Source organism: Streptomyces sp. NPDC058246 (genome assembly GCF_042881985.1).
Taxonomy (GTDB): domain Bacteria; phylum Actinomycetota; class Actinomycetes; order Streptomycetales; family Streptomycetaceae; genus Streptomyces.
Genome location: NZ_JBHVWZ010000019.1, coordinates 1 through 22,352, shown reverse-complemented (window position 1 = coordinate 22,352; position 22,352 = coordinate 1). Strand labels below are relative to the sequence as shown.

At 71.4% G+C, this 22,352-nt stretch carries 18 protein-coding genes; 2 read left to right on the top strand and 16 right to left on the bottom strand.

The genetic code is table 11. The features are described 5' to 3' along the window. Positions 1-183 precede the first annotated feature (183 nt). Both ACFVXA_RS25515 and fmt read right to left on the bottom strand, forming a co-directional pair. Positions 184-1,617, bottom strand: a complete 1,434-nt coding sequence (locus ACFVXA_RS25515) for an RsmB/NOP family class I SAM-dependent RNA methyltransferase (protein WP_390026829.1) — start codon at positions 1,615-1,617, stop codon at positions 184-186. A gap of 994 nt (positions 1,618-2,611) precedes the next feature. After that, positions 2,612-3,544, bottom strand: a complete 933-nt coding sequence (fmt, locus tag ACFVXA_RS25510) for a methionyl-tRNA formyltransferase (RefSeq protein WP_362033837.1) — start codon at positions 3,542-3,544, stop codon at positions 2,612-2,614. Between the two features lie 292 nt (positions 3,545-3,836). On the opposite strand from fmt, the gene ACFVXA_RS25505 reads away from it, so the two are divergent. After that, a complete protein-coding gene (locus tag ACFVXA_RS25505; protein WP_383741535.1) occupies positions 3,837-4,478 on the top strand; it encodes a hypothetical protein in 642 nt (213 codons plus the stop codon). A gap of 167 nt (positions 4,479-4,645) precedes the next feature. Here the strand turns inward: ACFVXA_RS25505 and ACFVXA_RS25500 are convergent, their stop codons facing one another. The 14 genes from ACFVXA_RS25500 to pyrR all read right to left on the bottom strand — a co-directional run bounded on the left by ACFVXA_RS25500 (position 4,646) and on the right by pyrR (position 21,538). Then, a complete protein-coding gene (locus ACFVXA_RS25500; RefSeq protein ID WP_390026884.1) occupies positions 4,646-6,793 on the bottom strand; it encodes a primosomal protein N' in 2,148 nt (715 codons plus the stop codon). A 435-nt stretch (positions 6,794-7,228) separates the two neighbouring features. Beyond that, positions 7,229-8,437 carry a methionine adenosyltransferase gene (metK, locus tag ACFVXA_RS25495; protein WP_362033834.1) on the bottom strand — a complete coding sequence of 403 codons (1,209 nt, stop codon included), beginning with the start codon at positions 8,435-8,437 and terminating at the stop codon, positions 7,229-7,231. A gap of 239 nt (positions 8,438-8,676) precedes the next feature. Continuing rightward, positions 8,677-9,879 carry a bifunctional phosphopantothenoylcysteine decarboxylase/phosphopantothenate--cysteine ligase CoaBC gene (gene coaBC / locus ACFVXA_RS25490; RefSeq protein WP_362033832.1) on the bottom strand — a complete coding sequence of 401 codons (1,203 nt, stop codon included), beginning with the start codon at positions 9,877-9,879 and terminating at the stop codon, positions 8,677-8,679. 103 nt (positions 9,880-9,982) lie between these two features. Further along, complete coding sequence (rpoZ, locus tag ACFVXA_RS25485) at positions 9,983-10,255, bottom strand: DNA-directed RNA polymerase subunit omega (RefSeq protein ID WP_003982715.1); 273 nt, start codon at positions 10,253-10,255, stop codon at positions 9,983-9,985. 37 nt (positions 10,256-10,292) lie between these two features. Continuing rightward, positions 10,293-10,850, bottom strand: a complete 558-nt coding sequence (gene gmk, locus ACFVXA_RS25480; RefSeq protein WP_383741523.1) for a guanylate kinase — start codon at positions 10,848-10,850, stop codon at positions 10,293-10,295. 37 nt (positions 10,851-10,887) lie between these two features. Beyond that, on the bottom strand, positions 10,888-11,211 hold the full coding sequence (locus tag ACFVXA_RS25475) for an integration host factor (RefSeq protein WP_016638838.1): 324 nt from the start codon (positions 11,209-11,211) through the stop codon (positions 10,888-10,890). 308 nt (positions 11,212-11,519) lie between these two features. Next, positions 11,520-12,365 carry an orotidine-5'-phosphate decarboxylase gene (pyrF, locus tag ACFVXA_RS25470; protein ID WP_390026826.1) on the bottom strand — a complete coding sequence of 282 codons (846 nt, stop codon included), beginning with the start codon at positions 12,363-12,365 and terminating at the stop codon, positions 11,520-11,522. Next, positions 12,362-13,468: a quinone-dependent dihydroorotate dehydrogenase gene (locus ACFVXA_RS25465; protein ID WP_362033822.1), complete on the bottom strand. Its 1,107-nt coding sequence runs from the start codon at positions 13,466-13,468 to the stop codon at positions 12,362-12,364. The genes pyrF and ACFVXA_RS25465 overlap by 4 nt, the downstream gene beginning before the upstream one ends. Positions 13,469-13,543: 75 nt before the next feature. Next, positions 13,544-16,852, bottom strand: coding sequence for a carbamoyl-phosphate synthase large subunit (gene carB / locus ACFVXA_RS25460; RefSeq protein WP_362033819.1), 3,309 nt, complete (start codon positions 16,850-16,852; stop codon positions 13,544-13,546). Beyond that, complete coding sequence (carA, locus tag ACFVXA_RS25455) at positions 16,845-18,002, bottom strand: glutamine-hydrolyzing carbamoyl-phosphate synthase small subunit (protein WP_362033816.1); 1,158 nt, start codon at positions 18,000-18,002, stop codon at positions 16,845-16,847. The genes carB and carA overlap by 8 nt, the downstream gene beginning before the upstream one ends. After that, positions 17,999-18,565: a hypothetical protein gene (locus tag ACFVXA_RS25450; protein ID WP_362033839.1), complete on the bottom strand. Its 567-nt coding sequence runs from the start codon at positions 18,563-18,565 to the stop codon at positions 17,999-18,001. The genes carA and ACFVXA_RS25450 overlap by 4 nt, the downstream gene beginning before the upstream one ends. Before the next feature lie 14 nt (positions 18,566-18,579). Continuing rightward, positions 18,580-19,866, bottom strand: coding sequence for a dihydroorotase (locus tag ACFVXA_RS25445; RefSeq protein ID WP_362033813.1), 1,287 nt, complete (start codon positions 19,864-19,866; stop codon positions 18,580-18,582). A gap of 4 nt (positions 19,867-19,870) precedes the next feature. Next, positions 19,871-20,848 carry an aspartate carbamoyltransferase catalytic subunit gene (locus tag ACFVXA_RS25440; RefSeq protein WP_362033810.1) on the bottom strand — a complete coding sequence of 326 codons (978 nt, stop codon included), beginning with the start codon at positions 20,846-20,848 and terminating at the stop codon, positions 19,871-19,873. A 99-nt stretch (positions 20,849-20,947) separates the two neighbouring features. Further along, positions 20,948-21,538 (bottom strand): bifunctional pyr operon transcriptional regulator/uracil phosphoribosyltransferase PyrR, encoded by a 591-nt coding sequence (gene pyrR, locus ACFVXA_RS25435; RefSeq protein WP_390026823.1) that lies wholly within the window; start codon positions 21,536-21,538, stop codon positions 20,948-20,950. Between the two features lie 253 nt (positions 21,539-21,791). Here pyrR and bldD point away from each other — a divergent pair, with 253 nt between their 5' ends. After that, complete coding sequence (gene bldD, locus ACFVXA_RS25430; RefSeq protein ID WP_067366005.1) at positions 21,792-22,292, top strand: transcriptional regulator BldD; 501 nt, start codon at positions 21,792-21,794, stop codon at positions 22,290-22,292. Positions 22,293-22,352: the final 60 nt, after the last annotated feature.

The following is a 22,352-nucleotide window of genomic DNA, read 5'->3' as shown; positions in this document are numbered from 1 at the left end:
GCCTGCCAGAAAGCTCTTTATCGAGCCGCTCGGTTCCGGTTCGCACCGCCGGCCGGCAGCCACGGCCGACCAGCGTCATGAGCGAGCCGCTGAACGGCCCCATCGACAGGGGGCGTGGTCAGACGCCGGCCGATCGCCATGTGAATCGGCCACACGTTGTGAGCACCCACCCGACCGGAGAGGTCACGCGGTGCGCCGGATCAACGCCAGGTACATCGCGTCCGTCCCGTGGAGATGCGGCCACAGCTGTACGTCGGGGCCGTCGCCCAGGGCCGGTACGCCCGGCAGGAGCGGGCGGGCGTCGAGCAGCTCGGCGGAGCCGCCGTCGTAGTGCTTGAGGACGTCGTCGACGACCGCGCGGGTCTCGGCGAGGTGCGGAGAGCAGGTCGCGTACCCGACGACGCCGCCGACGCGCACCGAGTCGAGCGCCGTGCGCAGCAGCCCGCGCTGGAGCGGCGCGAAGCCGTCCAGGTCGTCGGGGCGGCGCCGCCAGCGGGCCTCGGGACGGCGCCGCAGTGCGCCCAGACCCGTGCAGGGCACGTCCATGAGCACGCGGTCGAAGGTGCCGGGACGCCAGGGGGGACGGGTTCCGTCGGCGGCGATGACCTGGTAGGGCCCGGGGTTCCCGGCGAGCGCCTTCGCGACGAGCCCCGCCCGGTGCGGCTGCTTCTCGGAGGCGAGCAGCACGGCACCGCGTTCGGCGGCCAGCCCGGCCAGCATGGCTGCCTTGCCGCCGGGCCCGGCACAGCCGTCCAGCCAGGCCCTGTCGGGCCCGTCGAGCGGCGCGTTCGCCAGGGCGAGCGCGACCAGCTGGCTGCCCTCGTCCTGAACGCCCGCACGCCCCTCCCGTACGGCGTCGATGGCGCCCGGCTCACCGCCCTCGGTGAGCCGCACGGCATAAGGCGACCAGCGCCCCGGCAGCGCGGACTCGTCACCGAGCACGTCGAGGAGCTCATCGGCGGTGGAGCGGCCTGGCCGGGCCACCAGGGTCACCTCGGGCCGCTCGTTGTCGGCTTCGAGCAGATCCTCGATCCCGGCACGGCCGCCGCCCAGCGAGTCCCACAGCGCGGAGACGACCCAGCGCGGGTGCGAGTGCACGACGGCGAGATGGTCCTCGGGGTCCTCGTCGTAGGGCGGCGCGACCTGCTCAAGCCATCCGTCGAGATCCTGCTGCGCGACCTTGCGCAGCACGGCGTTGACGAACTTGGCCCGCCCGTCGCCGAGCACGACACGCGCGAGCTCGACGGTGGCGGAGACGGCGGCATGCGTGGGGATCCGCGTCCCGAGCAGCTGATGCGCACCCAGGCTGAGCACATCCAGCACGGGCGGATCGACTTCCCGGAGCGGCCGGTCGACACAGGCCGCGATGACGGCGTCGTACGTCCCCTGCCGGCGCAGCGTCCCGTAGACCAGCTCGGTCGCCAGCGCCGCGTCCCGCCCGTCGAAGTCGCCCTTCTCCCGCGCCTTGCGCAACAGCGGCGGCAGAACGAGGTTCGCGTACGCGTCCCGCTCGTCCACGGCCCGCAACGCCTCGAAGGCCAGCATGCGGACCGGGTCCTTCTGAGGACGTCGATAGGGCTTGCCGGGCTTACCCGCCCGACGAGACTGCTCACTCACGAAAAAGGTGCTCCGGATTCTGGATGATGCGACCCGTCAAGCGTACGACCGGACGGACCTACGGGGCGCCGCGGGCCGGGCTGACCAGCGGGGCGCGGCGGGGGCATCGCAGGACGGGCCGACCAGCGGGCGCGGCGAGGGCGTCGCAGGACGGGCCGACCAGCGCAGCACGGCGAGGGCGTCGCCGGCTGGGCCGACCAGCGCAGCACGGCGAGGGCACCGCAGGACGGGCCGACCAGCGCAGCACGGCGAGGGCACCGCAGGACGGGCCGACCAGCGGGGCGCGGCGAGGGCGTCGCAGGACGGGCTGACCAGCGCAGCGCGGCGGGGCCATCGCGGACCGGGTCGGTCCACGGGCGCCCGGGTTTCGCGGACCGGAGCCATCCACCGACGCCCGGGCTTCCCGGACGGGCCGGGTCGGGTCGGCCCGTCGGCACCGGCGGCCTCGCGGGTCGGATCGGTGCGCGACTCGCGGGTGGCTTCGCGGGCGGGTGGGTCGGCGACTCGCGGGCGGCTTCGCGGGCCGGGTCGGTCCGCGACTCGTGAGCTGCGCGGGTTCGCGAGGGGGCTGGGGTGCCGGGGTGCCGGGGGGCCGGGGGGCCGGGGGGGGCCGGGGTGCCGGGGGGCAGTCGGCCCGTGGGCCGACTGCACCCGCCGTCCGCTGGGCACGGCTGACCTCTCGGCCGCGGCTCAGACAGCCACACAGGCCTCGACGGCCCTCTGGGCGTGAGCGACGGCCTTGCACACCATCCCGGCCCCCCTGGGCCTGGGCGACGGCCTTGCACACCATCCCGGCCCCCTGGGCCTGGGCAGCGACCCCGCACCACGTCCCGGCGCGCTGAGTGGGCGCGGGCCTCGCGGGCACGGCGCCCCGTTGGGCGGGCGCCCGCTCCCGAGCGGCAGCGTCGGTCAGGTGCCGAGGCGCTCTCCGGCGCGGGCCTCGCGGGCACGGCGCCCCGTTGGGCGGGCGCCCGCTCCCGAGCGGCTGCGTCGGTCAGGTGCCGAGGTGCTCTCCGGAGGGGATCCGGACGCCACGGGCCCAGTCGGCGGCGCGCATCGGCTTCTTGCCCTGGGCCTGGACCCAGAGCAGTTCGACGGCGTACGAACCGGTCCCGACGTACACGTTGTTCTTGCCGACGGACAGCTCGCCCGGGGTGAGGTCCGTGCGGTCGGGCACGGACGCGACCTGGATGAGCTTGAGCCGCTCGCCGCGGAAGACGGTCCACACACCGGGGGCGGGTGTGCAGCCCCGCACGACGCGATCGACGCGCAGCGCCGGGGCGGCCCAGTCGATGTGGGCGTCCTCGACGGTGATCTTCGGCGCCAGGCTGATGCCCTCGGCAGGCTGCGGCACCGCCTTGAGAGTGCCGTCCTCGATCCCGTCCATCGTCGCGGCGAGCAGCCCGGACCCGGCGAAGGCGAGCCGGGTGAGCAGGTCCCCGCTGGTGTCGGTGGGCCGGATCTCCTCCGTGACGGTCCCGTACACCGGCCCCGAGTCGAGCCCCTCCTCGATGAGGAAGGTGGACGCACCGGTGATCTCGTCGCCTGCCATGATCGCGTGCTGCACGGGCGCGGCGCCGCGCCAGGCGGGCAGCAGCGAGAAGTGCAGATTGACCCAGCCGTGGACGGGGATGTCGAGGGCGACCCGGGGCAGCAGCGCGCCGTAGGCGACGACAGGACAGCAGTCCGGCGCGATCTCCCGGAGCCGCGCCAGGAACTGCTCGTCCCGCGGCTTCACCGGCTTCAGCACCTCGATCCCGGCCTCCTCCGCCCGCTCGGCGACCGGACTCGCGACAAGCCGACGCCCCCGCCCAGCCGGCGCGTCGGGTCGCGTGACGACGGCGGCCACCTCGTGCCGCCCGGAGGCGATCAGGGCGTCCAGAGCGGGAACGGCGACCTCGGGGGTACCTGCGAAGACGAGCTTCATGGGTGGCGGTTGGCCTCTCGGACGGGAGTTCATGGGGCAGCACACCAGTCTATGAGCCCGGCGGCGGCCCACGGCGATGAACCCCCACCGCCCGGGTGCGTCCCACGGCACGGCACCCCGTCGACGCCCCCGATGCAGGGGCGTACGTCGAGGTGCGCGCCCCGTGCATATGCCCTTACGCCCCCGCAGCGTGACCACTCACCCCCGAAGCGCGTTGGTCAAGAGAGAGTTGACCACAACGGGCCGCGATCGCGGCCCGATCCTTTTCAACGCCGGTTCGAGAGGCTTGTTCATGGCCGACCACGCAACCCACGACGCCCAGGCTCGGGCCAGCCTGCACTTGCTGGTGCGGGACATCGAGCGGGTCCGCCGGCAGGTGGACGCACTGCGCACGCTCACCGCCCAACTGGGCAACGTCTACCGCCCGCGCCGCTCCGGTCCCTCCACGGGCTTCGTCGTCTACGGACGCGCCCCCGCCCCGACCGTCCGCCTCGCCCAGGAGCTGCGGGACAGCGTCGAGACCCTGGTGACGGCCGCCGTGGACTTCGACCGCTCACTCGGTTTCTCGTGGGACGCGGTGGGTTCGGCCCTCGGGGTCACCAAGCAGGCGGTGCACCGACGTTACGGCGCCCGCCGCGCCGCCGCCCAGGCCGCCGCCGAGGCCGAGCGCGCCACGGAGACGTCGGGCCCCCGCACGGTGGCCGTCAACACCGGCATCCCCGCCACCATCCCGACTGTCCCCGCGGCCCGCTCGATGCCGACACAGCCGACGGCGGGCAGCCCCACCCTCCGGGAGGCGGGCAATCCCAGTCTCCGGGAGACGGGCAACCCCAGCCTGCGAGAGGCGGGCAGCCGCGCCCTGGGCGATGCGAACAGCCCGGCGCTGCGCGACGATCCCAGGCCCACGGCGTTCCCGGGCCCGCGCAACGGCTGATCCCCTCCCCCACTCCTCCCCACCTCTCTCTACCTCTTCCCCGTCCCTTTCCCGTCTGCCTCCCGGCGCCGACAGGCCCGGGAGGCAGATTCACCTCACGCCGCTGCCCCCGAAGGGCCCCGAGTCCCGCAAATCCCCAGACTCCCCGAGGCGCCACCAAAACCCCCTCAGCCGATGTCCGGCGGATCGATCCGAATCCGTACGGGCTCGGTCCCCCCACGCGCCATGCGCGCCGCCTGCGCGGTCTTCAGCGCGGCCGCCAGCGCGGCACCGCTCCCGGGCGGCACCCGGACGAGCGCGCGCTCCCAGTGCTCTCCGGGGGGCGGCCCCCCGACCCGCCGCGGCCGCCCCGCCTCGGTGACGGGCAGCGGCACCGGCCCCAACACCTCGGCGTCACGGGGCAGTTCGACAGCGGCGAGGAACGCGGCCAGCGCCTCCGGCGCACCGGAGACGGCCGCCATCCGCGAGACGGGCGGAAACCCCAGCTCGGCCCGCTCGGCGAGTTCACGCACCGCGTGCCCGACGGGATCCCACCGTACGAGCGCCTGCACAGGCCGCAGGGTCGGCTCGGCGACGACCACCACCGTGCCTCCGTCCCCCTGGGGACGTACCAGCGCCGCCGCCGCCATCCACCGACGCAACGCGTCCTCGCCGGCGCGCAGATCGGGCCGCCCGAGCATGGCCCAGCCGTCGAGCAGCAGCGCGGCGGCGTACCCGCCTTCGGCGACCGGTTCGGCTCCCGGCGTACTGACGACGAGGGCGGGCGCCGCGGAGACCGTGTCGAGCACCTGTTCGCGTCCGGAGGTGCGCACCGGCACGGCCGGGAACGCCCGCCCCAACTCCTCGGCGGTGCGCCGGGCGCCCACGATCTGGGCCCGCAGCCGGAGCCCTCCGCATTCCGGGCAGTGCCAGGCCGCCTCGTCCCGCCCGCACCACGTACACCGCAGCGCCCCCGCGTGCTGCGCCTCCAACGGCCCGGCGCAGTGCCGACACCGCGCGGGCGCCCGGCATTGGGCACACGCCATCCGCGGCACGTACCCCCGCCGGGGGACCTGCACGAGCACGGGGCCGTGCCGGAGCCCCTCCCTGACGACCTGCCAGGCCAGCGTGGGCAGCCGCGCGGCCCGAGCGGCCTCGTCCCGGGCTAGATCGCTGTCCCCCACGGTCCGCACGAGCGGCGCGGTCGCCCGCACCTGCTCCCGCTCCGCGACCAGCGGCAGCGCCCAGCCACTCTCGACGAGCTGCGCGGCCTCGACCGTGCAGCCCCAACTCCCCAGCAGAAAGGCGCACTTGTCATGGGCGGCCCGCAGCAGCAGTACTTCCCGGGCATGCGGCTGGGGCGCGTGCGGTTCGCTGTGGCTGCCGTCCCCGTCGTCCCAGATGACGACGAGCCCCAGATCCCGGACGGGCGCGAACATCGCGGCGCGGGTCCCCACGACGGCCCGCACGGACCCACGCCGGACCGCCAGCCACTCCCGATACCGCTTCTCGGGCCCGGCCTCGGCGGTGAGCACCGCATGCCGCCCCTCCCCCAGCACCGAGGTCAGCGCGGCGTCGACCCGGGACACGGCCCTGCCGTCCGGTACGACGACGAGCGCGCCGCGCCCCGAGGCGAGCGTCGCGCCCACGGCTCGGGCGATCTCCTCGGCCCAGCCGGGCCCCGGCAGCGCGTTCCACACGGCGCGCGGCGCCCCGCCCGCCGCGAGGGATTCGAGAAAGGCGGCCCCGCGCCCGTACCGCGTCCAGGACCCGGGCTCGGGCGCTCCGGGAGCCGGCAGCGGGGCGGCCGAGGGCTTCCCCTCGGCCCGCGCGTTCCGCGGCGGCACGGCCAGCTGCAGCACATCCGCGAGGCTCCCCGCATACCGATCGGCGACGGCCCGCGCGAGCCCCAGCAGCTCGGGTCCGAGCACGGGCTCGGGAGACACCACCTGGGCCAGCGCGGCGAGCGGCCCTGCGTAGTCCGACTCGGGGAGCCGCTCGACGAGGAACCCGTCGATCAGGCCACCGCCCTCGCGTCGCCCGCCCCGCACCCGATGCCGCCCGGCCCCGAACCGGACCCGGACCCGCACCCCGGGCTGAGCGTCGGCGTCGAGCTCTTCCGGCACGGCGTAGTCGAAGTACCGATCGAGATGCAGCACGCCCTTGTCGACGAGCACGCGTGCGACGGGCAGCTCCTGGGCGAGCGCGGCCCCCCGCCAGGTCCGCGGCTTCGCCTTGGGCTCCCTGGCCTTCCGCACGCCCTCCCGGATCAACGCAAGCTGCTCGGGCGGCGCACCCTCCCCGCCACCCTCACCCCGCCCATCCGCGCTGCTCACAGCAATATTCCTACCAGACCCCACCGACAGCGCCGCGCGCCCGAGATCAAGCCGCCCACGGATCGCCAAGGCCCTGTGCGCGCAGCTGCCACGCGGCGGCAGCGGCAGCGGCAGCGGCAGCGGCAGCGGCAGCGGCAGCGGCAGCGGCAGCGGCAGCGGCAGCGGCAGCGGCAGCGGCAGCGGCAGCGGCCCATGATCCAGTTTCACCGCGTGCCCTGGGCTCACTCCACCGAAGCAGGCGGAGCCATGGCGCCGGGCGGGGGGCTCCACTGCGGGCGGGGGCTCCACTGCGGGCGGGGGACTCCACTGCGTGCGGGACCACACCACCGGGCTCCACGACACCCGCCACGGGTCGCTGAGATCCGTGGCGAACCCTGAAACACCGAGGCCCGGCGCCCCCCAAGGGGCACCGGGCCTCGCAGCACAACGGGAGAACTACAGACCGACGGCCTTGCGCAGCTGCTCCACCCGGTCCGTCCGCTCCCACGTGAAGTCCGGCAGGGCGCGGCCGAAGTGGCCGTACGCGGCGGTCTGGGAGTAGATCGGGCGCAGCAGGTCGAGGTCGCGGATGATGGCCGCCGGGCGGAGGTCGAAGACCTCGGCGATGGCGGTCTCGATCTTCTCCGCGTCGACCTTCGCGGTGCCGAAGGTCTCGACGAAGAGTCCGACGGGCTCGGCCTTGCCGATCGCGTAGGCGACCTGGACCTCGCAGCGGGAGGCGAGACCCGCGGCGACGACGTTCTTGGCGACCCAGCGCATCGCGTACGCGGCCGAGCGGTCGACCTTGGACGGGTCCTTGCCGGAGAAGGCGCCGCCGCCGTGGCGGGCCATGCCGCCGTACGTGTCGATGATGATCTTGCGGCCGGTCAGGCCGGCGTCGCCCATCGGGCCGCCGATCTCGAAGCGGCCGGTCGGGTTCACCAGGAGGCGGTAGCCCTCGGTGTCCAGCTTGATGCCGTCGTCGAGGAGGGCCTTGAGCTCCGGCTCGACCACGAACTCGCGGATGTCGGGCGCCAGGAGCGAGTCCAGGTCGATGTCCGACGCGTGCTGCGAGGAGACGACGACCGTGTCCAGGCGGACCGCCTTGTCACCGTCGTACTCGATGGTGACCTGGGTCTTTCCGTCGGGACGGAGGTAGGGGATCGTGCCGTTCTTGCGCACCTCGGAGAGGCGGCGGGAGAGGCGGTGCGCGAGGTGGATCGGGAGCGGCATCAGCTCCGGGGTCTCGTCCGTCGCGTAACCGAACATCAGGCCCTGGTCGCCCGCGCCCTGCCGGTCCAGCTCGTCGTCGTCGCCCTCGACCCGGTTCTCGTACGCCGTGTCGACGCCCTGCGCGATGTCCGGCGACTGCGAGCCGATGGACACGGAGACGCCACAGGACGCGCCGTCGAAGCCCTTCTTCGACGAGTCGTAGCCGATCTCCAGGATCTTGTCTCGCACGAGCTGGGCGATCGGCGCGTACGCCTTGGTCGTGACCTCGCCGGCCACATGCACCAGGCCGGTCGTGATGAGCGTCTCCACGGCGACCCGGGACGTCGGGTCCTCCCGCAGAAGCGCGTCGAGAATGGTGTCGCTGATCTGGTCAGCGATCTTGTCGGGGTGACCCTCGGTCACGGACTCCGAGGTGAACAGGCGACGGGACACAACGCTCCCTGTGGTTGCAGCGGCTGCTGGCTGATCATGGGCGGACGGGCGAGAGCTGCGCTCGGCGTCGTCCGAGAACAGTTTATCGGTCGCGCTCGCCGACAGGCCCCTCTGTCTCGCTTCTCGGAAGCGCTGTGACCTGCGGCACGGGCATTCTGTGCCATGACGATCCGGGTCCGCCAGGGCCGCCACGCCCGTTTTCACTCGCTTTGCTGCGTCTGTTGAGGCGAATGAGACATTCACCCCAGTCGGCGCGTCACCAGATCCCACACGGTATCGGCCAGCGCCTCCTTCGGTCCGTACGGCACCGGGATCTCACTTCCGTCGGCTCCGAGCACGACGGCCTCGTTCTCCTCGGAACCGAAGGTCTTGCGCTCCCCCACCTCGTTCACGACGAGGAGGTCGCAGCCCTTGCGCTCCAGCTTCGTACGACCGTTGGCGAGTACGTCGTCCGTCTCGGCGGCGAAGCCGACCACGATCTGGTCGGGGCGTGCGCGGTCTGCCGAGATCTCCGCGAGGATGTCCGGGTTGCGCACCAGAACGACCGGCTCCGGTTCCTGGCCGTCCTTCTTCTTGATCTTTCCGGCGGCGTAGGCCGCGGGACGGAAGTCCGCCACCGCCGCCGCCATCACCACGGCGTCGGCGTCCGAGGCCGCCTTCAGCACCGCCTCGCGCAGCTGCACGGCGGTCCCGACCTGGACGACGTCCACCCCGGCCGGATCCGGCAAGCCGGTGTTCGCGGCGATCAGGGTCACCCGGGCGCCCCGCGCGGCGGCGGTGCGCGCGAGGGCGTAGCCCTGCTTGCCGGAGGAGCGGTTGCCGAGGAAGCGGACCGGGTCGAGAGGCTCGCGCGTGCCGCCCGCGCTGACGACGACATGCCGGCCGGCGAGATCCGGCTCGGCCACGCCCCGCGCGAGCACCCGGCGACAGACCTCGAAGATCTCTCCGGGCTCGGGCAGCCGCCCCTTGCCGGTGTCGACGCCCGTCAGGCGCCCCACCGCGGGCTCGATGACGACGGCTCCCCTGCGGCGCAGCGTCGCCACGTTCTCCTGGGTGGCCGGGTGCTCCCACATCTCGGTGTGCATGGCGGGCGCGAAGACGACCGGACAGCGGGCGGTGAGCAGGGTGTTCGTCAGGAGGTCGTCGGCGAGGCCGTGGGCGGCCTTGGCCAGCATGTCGGCCGTCGCGGGAGCCACGACGACCAGGTCGGCGTGCTGCCCGATCCGGACGTGCGGGACCTCGTGGACGTCCGACCAGACCTCCGTCGAGACGGGGTGGCCGGAGAGCGCGGACCAGGTCGCGGCGCCGACGAAGTGCAGCGCCGACTCGGTGGGGACGACTCGTACGTCATGACCGGACTCGGTCAGACGACGCAACAGCTCACAGGCCTTGTACGCGGCGATGCCACCGCTGACCCCCAGCACGACCTTCGGCTTGTCCACCGTCTCTCCCCGAGCTCGGAAAACGTACGACTCCAGTACGACTCCATGACACACCACAGGCCCGGCAGTCGCGCCGCCGGGCCTGGGATGAGCGAAGGAACGACTACTGCGCGGGGCCCTCGACGGCCTCGGACGTCAGCAGACCCGCGTTGATCTCACGCAGGGCGATGGAGAGCGGCTTCTCGTGGACGTGGGTGTCGACGAGCGGACCGACGTACTCGAGGAGGCCCTCGCCGAGCTGCGAGTAGTACGCGTTGATCTGACGGGCGCGCTTGGCCGCGTAGATCACGAGGCTGTACTTCGAGTCGGTGGCCTCGAGGAGCTCGTCGATCGGAGGGTTGATGATGCCCTCGGGAGCGGTGATGGAAGAGGACACGCTCTGCCTTCCGAAAGGTGGAAAATGACCAGAAAGATCAAACAACTTCCATCAAGGCTAGCAGCTCACGCGCTACATCCTCGACGGAGGTGTTGACCAGGGTGACATCGAACTCCGGCTCGGCCGCCAGCTCGATCTTGGCGGCCTCCAGACGGCGCTCGATGACCTCGGGCGGTTCGGTGCCCCGCCCGGTGAGCCTGCGCACCAGCTCCTCCCAGGAGGGAGGGGCCAGGAACACGAGCAGGGCCTCCGACATGGACTCGCGGACCTGTCGGGCGCCCTGGAGGTCGATCTCCAGGAGGACCGGCACACCCGCTTCCAAGTGCTCCAGGACGGCCGCGCGGGGCGTCCCGTAGCGATTGCCGGCGAATTCGGCCCACTCCAGGAGCTCGCCGTTGGCGATCAGCTTGTCCATCTCCTCGTCGGAGACGAAAAAGTAGTGGACCCCGTGCTTCTCCCCGGGGCGCGGCTTGCGGGTCGTCGCCGACACCGAGAGCCAGACCTCGGGGTGTTCCTTGCGCATATGAGCGACGACCGTGCTCTTGCCAACCCCTGAGGGGCCGGAGAGCACGGTCAGCCGCGGACGTTCACTCATGCAGCGATTATTCCAGCAATCCCGGTATGCCCAGGACTCAGGCTCCGGAGCCGCCGAACTCACGCTCCAGAGAAGCGATCTGGTTCGAGCCGAGGCCGCGCACGCGGCGGCTCTCGGAGATCCCGAGTCGCTCCATGATCTGCTTGGCGCGGACCTTGCCCACGCCCGGCAGGGACTCCAGCAGAGCGGAGACCTTCATCTTGCCGATGACGTCGTTCTCCTGGCCCTGCTTGATGACCTCGTGAAGGGAGGCGCCGGAGTGCTTGAGTCGATTCTTGACCTCGGCCCGCTCCCGGCGAGCCGCGGCGGCCTTTTCGAGCGCGGCTGCGCGCTGTTCAGGGGTAAGGGGCGGAAGAGCCACGCCTACGTCACCTCGGATGTCGAACTGTCGGATACGGACCGGTGAGGAACCTAGTCGCCCCACACCTGGGAGCTACGAGCAACACGCTTGCCCGTTCTCCCCCACTACCTAGAGGGCGTGGGAGGTGCCCCACTCGACGGAGACTAGCGGGCAAGTCCGCCAGAGTCAGCGAGAACAGCGGAAAAGTCCTGGTCAGCCTCCCTGGAGCCGGACATTTCCGACATACTGCCCCGGATTTGAGAATGTATTCAGACTCGAGCCGCTCCAAAGACACTCATCGGAGGACTGTCGAGCGGCTCTCGGAGGACTCAGACGGCCGCCAGGGCCGCCCTGATCTCCTCCGCGAAGCGCTCGGCGGACTCGCGCAGCGCGACCACGTCGGGACCGTGACGCAGAACACCCCGGCTCACGTTCGGGACGACATTGCGCACCGCCGGGCCGAAGACCCCCGCAAGGTCGGCCGCCGTCGCCCCCTGGGCGCCGATACCGGGCGCGAGGAGCGGCCCGTTGATGTCCAGGTCGTACGAGGAGAGATCGCCCAGCGTGGCCCCGACGACGGCGCCGAAGGAGCCGAGCGTTTTCTCCCCCGCGTTCTCGGCGGCCAGGTGCCCGAGCATGGTCGCTCCGACGTTCCGGCCGTCCGCCCGGACCGCGTGCTGCACCTCGCCGCCCTCCGGGTTGGAGGTGAGCGCGAGCACGAAGAGCCCGGCCCCGCTCTCGCGCGCCAGCTCCACCGCGGGCTTCAGCGATCCGTAGCCCAGATACGGCGACACGGTCAGCGCGTCCGAGAACAGCGGCGCGTCCTTGCGCAGGAAGGTCTCCGCGTACGCGGCCATGGTCGAGCCGATGTCGCCGCGCTTGGCGTCCATCACGACCAGCGCCCCGGCCGCCCGCGCCTCCTCGACGGACTTCTCCAGGACGGCGACCCCGCGCGACCCGAAGCGCTCGAAGAACGCGCTCTGCGGCTTGAGGACGGCGACCCGGTCGGCCAGCGCCTCGACGACGGTGCGGCTGAAGCGCTCCAGGCCCGCGATGTCGTCGCCGAGGCCCCAGTCCGCGAGCAGGGACGCGTGCGGGTCGATGCCCACGCACAGGGGGCCGCGCTCGTCCATGGCGCGGCGCAGTCGGGCGCCGAACGGTTCCAGAGCACTCATGCCGTCTTCCTCACGTCGGCGCCGACCGCGTCGGCGAGGGTGGCGTACGGGCTCGTACGCAGGCGTGCCGCGAGCCCCTTGTGGATGGCGCGGCCCCAGAACGGGCCCTCGTAGATGAAGGCGCTGTAGCCCTGGACCAGCGTGGCGCCGGCCAGGATGCGCTGCCAGGCGTCCTCGGCGTTCTCGATGCCGCCGACGCCCACCAGGGTGATCCGGTCGCCCACGCGCGCGTAGAGGCGGCGCAGCACCTCCAGGGAGCGTGCTTTCAGCGGCGCACCGGAGAGCCCGCCGGTCTCCTTGACGAGCGTGGGTCCGGACGTCAGACCGAGTCCCTCACGCGCGATGGTGGTGTTCGTGGCGATGATCCCGTCCAGGCCGAGTTCGACGGCGAGGTCGGCGACCGCGTCGATGTCCTCGTCGGCGAGGTCGGGAGCGATCTTGACGAGCAGCGGCACGCGCCGGTCGGTGACCGCGCGGTCGGCAGCCTCGCGTACCGCGGTCAGCAGCGGTCGCAGCGACTCGGTGGCCTGGAGGTTGCGCAGACCGGGGGTGTTCGGGGAGCTGACGTTGACCACGAGGTAGTCGGCGTGCGCGGCGAGGCGCTCGGTCGACTTCACGTAGTCGGCGGCGGCCTCGGCCTCCGGTACCACCTTGGTCTTGCCGATGTTGACGCCCACGACGGTCCGGAAGACCGGCGTACGGGCCGCCAGGCGCTCGCTGACGGCCGCGGAGCCCTCGTTGTTGAACCCCATGCGGTTGATCAGCGCGCGGTCCGGCACAAGGCGGAACAGGCGCTTCTTGGGGTTGCCGGGCTGCGGCTCCCCCGTGACCGTGCCGATCTCGATGTGGTCGAAGCCGAGCATCGACATGCCGTCGATGGCGACGGCGTTCTTGTCGAAGCCCGCGGCGAGTCCGAACGGGCCGTGCATCCGGAGCCCGAAGGCCTCGGTGCGCAGTTCCTTGTGGCGGGGCGCGAGCGCGGCGGCGACGAAGGTCCGCAGGACGGGGACGCGGGCGGCGAGCCGGATCCAGCGGAAGGCGAGGTGGTGCGCCTGCTCCGGGTCCATGCGCTTGAAGACGAGGTTGAAGAAAAGCTTGTACATGTCTCAGTGTCCTCTTGAAGCCTCATGAGCCTCATGAAGAGGGGGACACCGTTTCCGATGTCCCCCTCGGGGCTGCTAGTCGCGGGCCGCGGTCAGATGCTCCGCGTGTTCCTGGAGTGAACGCACGCCCACGTCACCGTGGTTGAGCGCGTCGATGCCCTGGACGGCGGCGGCGAGCGCCTGGACCGTCGTGAGGCACGGGACGGACCGGGCCACGGCCGCCGTACGGATGTCGTAACCGTCGAGGCGGCCACCGGTGCCGTACGGCGTGTTGACGATGAGGTCGACCTCGCCCTCGTGGATGAGCTGGACGATGGTCTTCTCGCCGTTCGGGCCCTCGCCCTCGCTCTGCTTGCGTACGACCGTGGCGTTGATGCCGTTGCGCTTGAGCACCTCGGCCGTGCCGGACGTGGCGAGCAACTCGAAGCCGTGCGCGACGAGCTCACGCGCCGGGAAGATCATCGAGCGCTTGTCGCGATTGGCGACGGAGATGAAGGCGCGGCCCTTCGTCGGCAGCGGGCCGTACGCGCCCGCCTGCGACTTGGCGTACGCCGTACCGAACACCGAGTCGATGCCCATGACTTCACCCGTGGAGCGCATCTCCGGGCCGAGCACCGTGTCGACGCCGCGCCCGTGGATGTCGCGGAAGCGCGACCACGGCATGACGGCCTCCTTGACGGAGATCGGCGCGTCGAGCGGCAGCGTGCCGCCGTCGCCGTTGGCCGGGAGCAGTCCCTCCGCCCGCAGTTCGGCGACGGTCGCGCCCAGCGAGATACGGGCGGCGGCCTTCGCCAGCGGCACCGCGGTCGCCTTCGAGGTGAAGGGGACCGTACGCGAGGCACGCGGGTTGGCTTCGAGGACGTACAGGATGTCGCCCGCCATCGCGAACTGGATGTTGATCAGTCCGCGCACCCCGACACCCTTGGCGATGGCCTCGGTGGAAGCCCGCAGGCGCTTGATGTCGAACCCGCCGAGAGTGATCGGCGGCAGTGCGCACGCCGAGTCGCCGGAGTGGATGCCGGCCTCCTCGATGTGCTCCATGACGCCGCCGAGGTAGAGCTCCTCACCGTCGTACAGGGCGTCGACGTCGATCTCGATCGCGTCGTCGAGGAACCGGTCGACCAGGACGGGCCGGGAGGGGCTGATCTCGGTCGACTCGGCGATGTACGAGGACAGCCGCGTCTCGTCGTACACGATCTCCATCCCGCGCCCGCCGAGCACGTACGACGGCCGGACGAGGACGGGGTAGCCGATCTCGTCCGCGATGGCCTTGGCCCCGGCGAAGGTCGTGGCGGTGCCGTGCTTGGGCGCCGGCAGTCCGGCGTCCGCCAGCACCTGCCCGAAGGCGCCGCGGTCCTCGGCGGCGTGGATCGCCTCGGGCGACGTGCCCACCACCGGAACGCCGTTGTCCTTGAGCGCCTGCGCCAGACCCAGTGGCGTCTGACCGCCGAGCTGCACGATCACGCCCGCGACCGGACCGGCCAGCGTCTCCGCGTGCACGATCTCCAGCACGTCCTCGAGCGTGAGCGGCTCGAAGTACAGGCGGTCGGAGGTGTCGTAGTCGGTCGAGACCGTCTCCGGGTTGCAGTTGACCATCACGGTCTCGTAGCCCGCGTCGCTCAGCGCGAAGGAGGCGTGGACGCAGGAGTAGTCGAACTCGATGCCCTGGCCGATGCGGTTCGGGCCGGAGCCCAGGATGATGACGGCCGGCTTCTCGCGCGGGGCGACCTCCGTCTCCTCGTCGTACGAGGAGTAGAAGTACGGCGTCCTGGCCGCGAACTCGGCGGCGCAGGTGTCGACCGTCTTGTACACCGGGCGCACGCCGAGCGCGTGCCGCACCTCGCGCACGACGTCCTCGCGCAGCCCGCGGATCCCGGCGATCTGAACGTCGGAGAAGCCGTGCCGCTTGGCCTCCGCCAGCAGCTCGGGGTCGAGCTTGTCCGCGGCGGCCAGCTCGTCCGCGATCTCCTTGATCAGGAAGAGCTGGTCGACGAACCACGGGTCGATCTTCGTCGACTCGAAGACCTCCTCGGGCGTGGCGCCCGCGCGGATGGCCTGCATGACGGAGTTGATGCGCCCGTCGGTCGGACGTGCGGCCTCTTCGAGCAGCAGCTTCTTGTCGCCGGGCTCGCCCACGAACGTGAACTGCGAGCCCTTCTTCTCCAGCGACCGCAGCGCCTTCTGCAGCGCCTCGGTGAAGTTGCGGCCGATCGCCATGGCCTCGCCGACCGACTTCATGGTGGTCGTCAGGGTCGAGTCCGCCGAGGGGAACTTCTCGAAGGCGAACCGCGGGGCCTTGACGACGACGTAGTCGAGCGTCGGCTCGAAGGAGGCCGGGGTCTTCTCCGTGATGTCGTTCGGGATCTCGTCGAGCGTGTAGCCGACGGCGAGCTTGGCCGCGATCTTGGCGATCGGGAAGCCGGTGGCCTTGGAGGCGAGCGCCGAGGACCGCGAGACGCGCGGGTTCATCTCGATGACGATGATGCGGCCGTCGACGGGGTTGACCGCGAACTGGATGTTGCAGCCGCCGGTGTCGACGCCGACCTCGCGGATGATCGCGATGCCGATGTCGCGCAGTCGCTGGTACTCACGGTCGGTCAGCGTCATCGCCGGGGCAACGGTGATGGAGTCCCCGGTGTGGACGCCCATGGGATCGAAGTTCTCGATGGAGCAGACGACCACGACGTTGTCGTTCTTGTCGCGCATCAGCTCCAGCTCGTACTCCTTCCAGCCGAGGATGGACTCCTCCAGGAGCACCTCGGTGGTCGGGGAGAGCGTGAGGCCCTGACCGGCGATCCGGCGCAGCTCCTCCTCGTCGTGGGCGAAGCCGGAGCCGGCGCCGCCCATGGTGAAGGAGGGGCGGACGACGACGGGGTAGCCGCCGAGCGTCTCGACGCCCGCGAGCACGTCGTCCATGGAGTGGCAGATCACGGACCGGGCGGACTCGCCGTGCCCGATCTTCGCGCGGACGGCCTCGACGACGCCCTTGAAGAGGTCGCGGTCCTCACCCTTGTTGATCGCCTCGACGTTGGCGCCGATCAGCTCGACGCCGTACTTCTCCAGCACACCCTGCTCGTGCATGGAGATCGCGGTGTTGAGGGCCGTCTGGCCGCCGAGCGTCGGCAGCAGGACGTCCGGGCGCTCCTTGGCGATGATCTTCTCGACGAACTCCGGGGTGATCGGCTCGACGTAGGTGGCGTCGGCGATCTCCGGGTCGGTCATGATCGTCGCCGGGTTGGAGTTGACGAGGATGACCCTGAGGCCCTCGGCGCGCAGGATGCGGCACGCCTGGGTGCCGGAGTAGTCGAACTCGGCGGCCTGACCGATGACGATCGGGCCGGAGCCGATGACCAGGACGGACTGGATATCGGTGCGCTTAGGCACGCTGGCCCTCCATCAGGGATACGAAGCGGTCGAACAGGTAGGCGGCGTCGTGCGGGCCCGCTGCCGCTTCGGGGTGGTACTGGACGCTGAAGGCCGGCTGGTCGAGCAGCTGGAGGCCCTCCACCACGTCGTCGTTCAGGCAGACGTGGGAGACCTCGGCGCGGCCGTAGGGGGTGTCGGACACCTTGTCGAGCGGGGCGTCGACGGCGAAGCCGTGGTTGTGCGCGGTGACCTCGACCTTGCCGGTCGTACGGTCCTGCACCGGCTGGTTGATACCGCGGTGGCCGTACTTGAGCTTGTACGTGCCGAAGCCGAGCGCGCGGCCCAGGATCTGGTTGCCGAAGCAGATGCCGAAGAGCGGCGTCCTGCGCGCCAGCACGTCCCGCATCACCGCGACCGGACCGTCGGCGGTCGCCGGGTCACCGGGACCGTTGGAGAAGAACACGCCGTCGGGATCGACCGCGTACACGTCCTCGGTCGTGGCCGTCGCGGGCAGCACGTGCACCTCGATGCCGCGCTCGGCCATCCGGTGCGGGGTCATGCCCTTGATGCCCAGGTCGACAGCGGCGACGGTGAAGCGCTTCGTGCCGATCGCGGGGACGACATACGTCTCCTTCGTGGCGACCTCGGCGGCCAGGTTCGCGCCCTTCATCTCGGGCGCCTGGCGGACCTCGGCGAGCATCGTGCCCTCGTCGGGCAGCGCGTTCCCGGAGAAGATGCCGACCCGCATGGCACCGCGCTCACGCAGGTGACGGGTGAGCGCGCGGGTGTCGATGCCGGAGATCCCGACGACACCCTGCGTGCGCAGCTCCTCGTCCAGCGAGCGCCGGGAGCGCCAGTTGGAGGGCACGCGCGCGGGGTCCCGTACGACATAGCCCGCGACCCAGATCCGCTGCGACTCGGGGTCCTCGTCGTTGACGCCGGTGTTGCCGACGTGCGGGGCGGTCATCACGACGACCTGGCGGTGGTACGACGGGTCGGTGAGGGTCTCCTGGTAGCCGGTCATGCCGGTGGAGAACACCGCTTCGCCGAAGGTCTCCCCCACGGCCCCGTAGGCACGGCCGTGGAAGATCCGGCCGTCCTCCAGGACGAGTACGGCGGGAGACGCCTTTTTCCTCTGCGAGGCGTTCCCCTGGGTGGAGGTCGTCATCGTGCGCCTTCCGTGTCGATGCTCTTGCTGATCATGCTGTTCAGGGTGTCGACCCACTCGTTGTGCTCGGCCGCGCGGTCCGAGCGGAAGCCGGAGTCGAGCAGCTTGTCGCCGTGTGCCCAGGTGACGACGAGGAGTCCGCCCTCGGTGAGGACCTTGCCGGCGATGCCCTTGTCGAGCCGGGCCTCGCGCAGCGCCTCGGCCGGGACGAAGAAGTCGGCCGCTCCCGGGCGTACGACATCCAGGCCCGCCTCCGTCAGGGTCAGCTCGACCCGGCTGCGGGTGCCCAGGCCGTGCGCCACGATGCGGTCGAGCCACTGCCCCGCGGTGGTGGAGCCGTGGTAGCGACCGCTCATCGTCAGTTTCGCCGGACCGGGCTCGGACGGCGCGGTGGGCAGCTGAGGCAGATCACCCTGGAGGGTGCCGCGCCACTTCCAGCCCTCGCGCATCAGCCAGTAGACGAGCGCGACGAAGAGGGCGAGGCCGACGAGCCAGCCGACCCGGGCGGCCCAGTCGGTCACTGCCGCCGACTTCTGTTCGGCCGCCAGGGATTCGGCGGCCATCGAGATGAGAGGTGTCACGCGAGCTTCCCGTCGACGAGGGTGGCCTTGCCCCGCAGCCAGGTGTGCGTGACCCGGCCCGGCAGCTCACGGCCCTCATAGGGGGTGTTGCGGCTGCGCGAGGCGAAGCCCGCGGGGTCCACGGCCCCACGGTATGCCGTGTCGACGAGCGTGAGGTTGGCGGGCTCACCTGCCGAGACGGGACGGCCGTGGCCCGCGGCCCGGCCGATCTGCGCGGGCTTGACGGACATGCGGTCGGCGACGCCGGCCCAGTCGAGCAGTCCGGTCTCGACCATCGTCTGCTGGACGACGGACAGCGCGGTCTCCAGGCCCACCATGCCCATGGCGGCGGCGGCCCACTCGCAGTCCTTGTCCTCGTGCGGGTGCGGCGCGTGGTCGGTTGCGACGATGTCGATCGTGCCGTCGGCGAGCGCCTCGCGCAGGGCCATCACGTCCCGCTCGGTGCGCAGCGGCGGGTTGACCTTGTAGACCGGGTTGTAGGTGCGCACCAGTTCGTCGGTGAGGAGCAGGTGGTGCGGGGTGACCTCGGCGGTGACGTCGATGCCGCGGGACTTGGCCCAGCGCACGATCTCGACGCTGCCGGCGGTCGACAGGTGGCAGATGTGCACGCGCGAGCCGACGTGCTCGGCGAGCAGGACGTCCCGGGCGATGATCGATTCCTCGGCCACCGCCGGCCAGCCACCGAGCCCCAGCTCCGCGGAGACGACACCCTCGTTCATCTGGGCGCCTTCGGTGAGCCGCGGCTCCTGCGCGTGCTGCGCGACGACGCCGCCGAAGGCCTTCACGTACTCCAGCGCGCGGCGCATGATCACCGCGTCGTCGACGCACTTGCCGTCGTCCGAGAAGACCGTGACGCCGGCCGCGGAGTCGTGCATCGCGCCCAGCTCGGCGAGCTTCTTGCCCTCCAGGCCGACGGTGACGGCGCCGATGGGCTGCACGTCGCAGTAGCCGTGCTCCTGGCCCAGCCGGTAGACCTGCTCGACGACACCGGCGGTGTCGGCGACGGGGAAGGTGTTGGCCATGGCGAACACGGCGGTATAGCCACCACCGGCCGCCGCCCGGGTGCCGGTCAGGACGGTCTCGGAGTCCTCGCGACCGGGCTCACGCAGATGCGTGTGCAGGTCGACGAGCCCCGGCAGCAGCACCTTGCCCTCGGCCTCGACGACCTCGGCGCCCTCGGCGCTGAGACCCACGCCCACCTCGGCGATGGTCCGACCGTCGATCAGGACGTCCTGCGGCTCGCCCCCGAGCACCTTCGCACCACGGATCAGGATCTTGCTCATGGACTTACTTCTCCTCGGTACGGGTGTGGGTGACGGCGGGCTCGTTGCCGCCAAGGAGCAGGTAGAGCACGGCCATCCGGATCGAGACGCCGTTGGCGACCTGCTCGACGACGGTGCAGCGCTCGGAGTCGGCGACCTCGGCGGTGATCTCCATGCCGCGGACCATCGGGCCGGGGTGCATCACGATGGCGTGCTCGGGCATTTTCGCCATGCGTTCGCCGTCGAGGCCGTAGCGGCGCGAGTACTCGCGCTCGGTCGGGAAGAACGCCGCGTTCATCCGCTCGCGCTGCACGCGCAGCATCATCACCGCGTCGGACTTCGAGAGCGTGCTGTCGAGGTCGTACGAGATCTCGCAGGGCCAGGTCTGCACGCCGACCGGCACCAGGGTGGGCGGGGCGACGAGGGTGACCTCGGCGCCGAGGGTGTGCAGCAGGTCGACGTTGGAGCGGGCGACGCGGCTGTGCAGGATGTCGCCGACGATCGTGATGCGCTTGCCGGACAGGTCCTGGCCGATCCCGGCGTCCCGGCCGACGAGGCGGCGGCGCATGGTGAAGGCGTCGAGCAGGGCCTGGGTGGGGTGCTGGTGAGTGCCGTCACCGGCGTTGATGACGGCGGCGTCGATCCAGCCGGAGGTGGCGAGCCGGTAGGGGGCACCGGAGGCGCCGTGCCGGATGACGACGGCGTCGACGCCCATGGCTTCCAGGGTCTGGGCGGTGTCCTTCAGGGACTCGCCCTTCGACACCGAGGAGCCCTTGGCGGTGAAGTTGATGACGTCGGCGGAGAGGCGCTTCTCTGCGGCCTCGAAGGAGATCCGGGTCCGGGTCGAGTCCTCGAAGAAGAGGTTGACGACGGTGCGGCCGCGCAAGGTCGGCAGCTTCTTGATCGGCCGGTCGGCGACCCGGGCCATCTCCTCGGCGGTGTCGAGGATCAGGACGGCGTCGTCGCGGGTGAGGTCGGCGGCCGAGATGAGATGACGCTGCATCTGTCAGGCTCCGTAAGGCAGTTCAGGTCGGGAGGATTCGGGCATACGGGCGCGTGGAGGAGCACTCGGGGGCGTACGACTGTGACGTACGCCGGAGGGCTACTGCTGTGCGTCCGGGGAGGTCCGCTTCGCACCGAGCAGCACGGTGTCGCGACCGTCCTCCTCGGCGAGCTGGACCTTGACCGTCTCCCGCAACGACGTGGGGAGGTTCTTGCCGACGTAGTCGGCGCGGATGGGCAGTTCGCGGTGGCCGCGGTCGACGAGGACCGCGAGCTGCACGGCGCGGGGACGCCCGATGTCGTTCAGGGCGTCGAGGGCGGCGCGGATGGTGCGGCCGGAGAAGAGCACGTCGTCGACGAGGACGACCAGGCGGCCGTCGATGCCGTCACCGGGAATCTCGGTGCGGGCCAGCGCACGCGGCGGGTGCATGCGCAGGTCGTCGCGGTACATGGTGATGTCGAGGGAGCCGACCGGGGTCTTGCGACCGGTGATCTCTTCGAGCTTGTCGGCCAGTCTGCGGCCCAGGAAGACGCCTCGGGTCGGAATGCCGAGAAGTACCACGTCGTCGGCGCCCTTGGCGCGCTCGACGATCTCGTGGGCGATGCGGGTCAGCACCCGCGCGATGTCGGGGGCTTCGAGAACGGCCCGGGCACCGGCTTCGTACTGCTGCTTGTCCTGCTCTGTGTCCATACGAAACGGACCTCCTTCTCCGCCTCACGGGACGGATCATTAAAGGACGTCGGAATTGCGCCATCCACGGTACCAGCCCGGCAACGCACCTGATCACCACCCTTCGAGCCACGTCGGGTGACTCCCACGGAAGGGCCGGCCGGGACCGTTCGGCTTGACGGGGAAGAGTAACGCTGCGTAACCTCACTGTGAGTCACAAGAGTCACCAGCCGCGCGGCGGAGCCGCACGTTGATACAGCGTCCGGGGAGCTATATGTCCAGCGAATACGCCAAGCAGCTCGGGGCCAAGCTCCGGGCCATCCGCACCCAGCAGGGCCTTTCCCTCCACGGCGTCGAGGAGAAGTCCCAGGGACGCTGGAAGGCGGTCGTGGTCGGTTCGTACGAGCGCGGCGACCGCGCCGTCACCGTGCAGCGCCTCGCGGAGCTGGCGGACTTCTACGGGGTTCCGGTGCAGGAGCTGCTTCCGGGCACCACGCCGGGCGGGGCCGCCGAGCCGCCGCCCAAGCTGGTTCTCGACCTTGAGCGCCTTGCCCATGTGCCGGCCGAGAAGGCGGGCCCCCTGCAGCGCTACGCGGCGACGATCCAGTCCCAGCGCGGCGACTACAACGGCAAGGTGCTGTCGATCCGCCAGGACGACCTGCGCACCCTCGCCGTCATCTACGACCAGTCGCCCTCGGTCCTCACCGAGCAGCTGATCAGCTGGGGCGTCCTGGACGCGGACGCGCGCCGCGCGGTCTCCCACGACGAGGGCTGACCCCTTCGGACAGCTGAGCAGAAACGTGCCGCCGGGGTGGCCGGAACCAGAGCGTTCCGG